The following is a 3384-nucleotide window of genomic DNA, read 5'->3' on the forward strand; positions in this document are numbered from 1 at the left end:
GAATTCTATCTCCGGCGTAAGATTTTTCATATAAAGATTATTTCTAGTCGTATTCTTTGTCAGCGGTACAACTAACCTTGTTGCTAATTGGTCAATTACAGAGTTTTTAACATCTACAAGAAAGGGGTAAGCTTTATTAGTTTTTGAGCTTGGGTTTCTGCAACGCTAAATAAGACAGGCATTTTTCTTGAGTACATTAGATTAAACAAAACAATTATCTTGTTACAACGGCATACATTTGGTACCTGTCTTATTTGCTCATTGAGAATACTGAGCTAGTACTTTTATAAAGATACTAAACAAGACAGGCTTGTTGTGGAAATACGGAATCACCATGAAAAGCAAACTCTCACTTGCACAATATGTTAAGAAGCGAAATGGGGTTCCATTAGGGGCAAGTGGCTCCATGACAAACATGCTTTCGCGCTCTTTTGGTGCCGCATCTTTTCCAATTTTTTGGCACTATTGGAATCCGATCTGGGGTTACTACTTATCTCGCAATGTCATGCGTCCACTTGCGAGTTTTCTTCCTGTTTCGTTAGCTACTTTTCTTACATTTCTCGTTAGCGGCGCGCTTCATGACTTAGCAGTCTCAATCGTCGAGCTGAAAACCATTATCTTCTTCACACCTTGGTTTGGATTAATGGGTTTGATTGTTGTAGTTTCTAAAAGGGCAGGGATCTCATATGGCCATGTAAGTCGGCCTGTTCGTGCGTTAATTAATGCGTCGTTTATTTTAGTATCGTTAGGTTTAATGTACTTCGTGGAAAAGTTGTATACATAACAAGACAGAGATAGGCGTATAGTCTTGCATATATGAAGTGAAATGGTGGCTTAGAGACCTAGAGTTATAGTCTCGAAATTAAAAGCTCACTTTCACGTGCCTCAAATTAGAAAAATAAATATCAATAAAAATTAGGAGAGAAAATGCACCCCAATAGACATGCTATAGCGTTTGGAAGTCTAGTATTTTTGGTGGTATCGATTGTTTTAATTATTGCTGCATTATTTTGGGGTTGGCCAAAATATAAAGTCTATAAGAAAGAAATGGATGGTATTGCTGCACTGAAAGAAGCAGAGTGGAGCAAGCAAATACTTATTGAAGAAGCCAAGGCTAGAGAGCAAGCAGCGTTGATGCAGGCGAAAGCCAGAGTCACACTGGCTCAAGCAGAAGGTGAGGCTAAAGTTGTACAAGCTAAAGCCGAGGGACTCGCTGATATTGAGCGTGCAAAAGCCGCTGCTGAAGCTAATAGGATTATTGGCGAATCGCTTAAAGGCAATGAAGAGTACCTTCGCTACGTCTGGATCAAAGGTCTTCAAGATGGAAATGGTGAACGCATTTATATTCCAACTGAGGCCGGCCTTCCAATACTCGAAGCAGGTAAGGCAGGGAAGTAATGCCCCTCTACTGGGTTACATTAGGTAAAGAGCTATGGCAAAAATTCTAATATTTGGAAACTCTGGTTCTGGAAAATCTACGCTGGCACAGCATTTATGCAAGACACAAGGTTTGGCTCATTTAGATCTAGATACATTAGCGTGGAAACCTACTAGCCCTCCTGAGAGAAAGCCTATTGATGACTCTGAAGAAGAGATAAAGACTTTTATTTCTTCCAACAACAAATGGGTAATTGAAGGCTGTTATACAGACTTACTAAAAATTGTAGAACAGCAGTCTACTGAAATTATATTTATGAACTTACCCATTGAATCCTGCATTTCAAACACTAAACAAGACAGGCATATCTGTGTATATAAATTTTATGCCTGCCTTACTCTTTAAATGGAGAAAATTAGAGACATGGCAAGAATTGTGACAAAGGAAGATTGCTTGGCAGAAATACGGAGATTCTTCAAATATTACTCTTCGTACTGCCAAAGCCCAGATCCAGATTCAGTTAGAGAGGTGCTGGCTTCGATCTATAGTGTGAATGACAAAACAAGAAAAGCTGGGTATCCCAATTTTTTTGACAGTTACGAGTTTCTTGCTATTAAAGCCATTCGAAATTATGCAATTCATCAGGCTGAGATATATAACGAAGCTAAAGCACTGCCTCTCATATCGTCGGTCCCCATACAAGCCGACCTGAATATACTTTGCTTGTTACCGATTGATGTCGTCGATTTGATTTGTGAAAGCACAAATGAATTAAGTAGGGCGGCGATAAAAGATACTTGTAGGTATTACAAGAAGTACGTCGATATATATCCATGTATTTTTAATTTCGGAGTTCAGCTTTTCCTCTATACAGAGGAAAACGATCTTGAAATTGATTCTATTGAATATCTTGAATTTAAAAATTCAATTGAGTTCGAAAGGATGCACAACTTCCCTCATCATGTGTCAGGGGGGGTTAGCCTACCTAGGGGAGGGGACATTGATGAATTTATTGACAATAGCCTTCAATCAATCAATGAAAATTCTGAAATTAAGAGTGCGCTGTATTCAGAAGAAAACGGCATGTTTACCTTCAAAGGTCTCAACTAGAATCACTAAACAAGACAGGCATATTTGTTTCACGGATGGAGAAGACTAAATAAGGCAGGCTCTTTTGTGCACGTTTTCGGCCAAATTACGTACCGATTAAACAAGACAGGCATCTTAGCGCTTGTGATTTAAACCGTCCTTCCCAAAAATGACCAGTACAGTCTTCCTCTTTATTTGCGGCCCTGGCAATGTATTCATTCAGTGCACGCATAAACCAACTGATATCAAATAGCCTTTTACGCCATACTTCAGCCGTTAACTCAACCGTTTTAATTTGGGTTTCATGAAATTCTTTACGTAAATCTCAACTAAACAAGACAGGCATACTTGTTTCACGGATGGAGAAGACTAAATAAGGCAAGCTCTTTTGTGCACGTTTTCGGCCACATTACGCCGTCATGTCCACATGGCGGAGTCTGAAATCGAAGGCTATATTCCAGTAATAGCAAAGTCTATTGCACCTATTAGGATACTAAACAAGACAGGCATGTTTATGTATTGTCGTCAGACCACGGCAATCCCGATGGTGGTGGTACCGGAGATATCGGAAGCGACGAGTACTCGCACTATAAAGCCCTGTAATTTTTACTAGCTCATCGCTTTACTTTTCTAGCCAAATTACGCCGTCATGTCCACTTGGCGGAGCCTGAAATCGAAGGCTATATCCCAGTAATAGCAAAGTCTATTGCATCTATTAGCAATTCGCGGGATTGCGCTAAAGTACCGATGCAGTCCTGTAGCACATCTTCGGGTATGGAACTCAGTTGTTGAGTCAGGAATAGGTATGTCTCGCCTTCGAATTCTATCTCCGGCGTAAGATTTTTCATATAAAGATTATTTCTAGTCGTATTCTTTGTCAGCGGTACAACTAACCTTGTTGCTAATTGGTCAATTAC

5 protein-coding genes and 2 pseudogenes are annotated in these 3384 nt (G+C 39.8%); 4 read left to right on the plus strand and 3 right to left on the minus strand.

The genetic code is table 11. The features are described from left to right. Positions 1–147, minus strand: a pseudogene (locus tag BIZ39_RS20835) (CcdB family protein); the annotation flags it as partial. A gap of 187 nt (positions 148–334) precedes the next feature. Between BIZ39_RS20835 and BIZ39_RS20840 the strand changes: the two are divergent. From BIZ39_RS20840 to BIZ39_RS20855, 4 genes are all read left to right on the plus strand, one after another. Next, positions 335–784, plus strand: a complete 450-nt coding sequence (locus BIZ39_RS20840) for an acyltransferase (RefSeq protein ID WP_187447972.1) — start codon at positions 335–337, stop codon at positions 782–784. Positions 785–927: 143 nt separating this feature from the next. Then, complete coding sequence (locus BIZ39_RS20845) at positions 928–1398, plus strand: hypothetical protein (protein WP_187447973.1); 471 nt, start codon at positions 928–930, stop codon at positions 1396–1398. Between the two features lie 34 nt (positions 1399–1432). Next, entirely contained in the window at positions 1433–1783 is a 351-nt protein-coding gene (locus BIZ39_RS20850; protein WP_262385824.1) for an AAA family ATPase, read from the plus strand. A gap of 18 nt (positions 1784–1801) precedes the next feature. Next, on the plus strand, positions 1802–2488 hold the full coding sequence (locus BIZ39_RS20855) for a hypothetical protein (protein ID WP_187447974.1): 687 nt from the start codon (positions 1802–1804) through the stop codon (positions 2486–2488). A 115-nt stretch (positions 2489–2603) separates the two neighbouring features. Here the strand turns inward: BIZ39_RS20855 and BIZ39_RS22425 are convergent. Together BIZ39_RS22425 and BIZ39_RS20860 are read right to left on the minus strand one after the other, a co-directional pair. After that, positions 2604–2792, minus strand: a pseudogene (locus tag BIZ39_RS22425) (transposase); the annotation flags it as partial. A 355-nt stretch (positions 2793–3147) separates the two neighbouring features. Further along, the coding region (locus BIZ39_RS20860) for a CcdB family protein (RefSeq protein WP_187447975.1) at positions 3148–3384 on the minus strand (237 nt) is incomplete at its 5' end.

It is taken from the genome of Alteromonas sp. BZK5, assembly GCF_014349115.1.
In the GTDB taxonomy this organism is placed as follows: Bacteria; Pseudomonadota; Gammaproteobacteria; order Enterobacterales; family Alteromonadaceae; genus Alteromonas; species Alteromonas macleodii.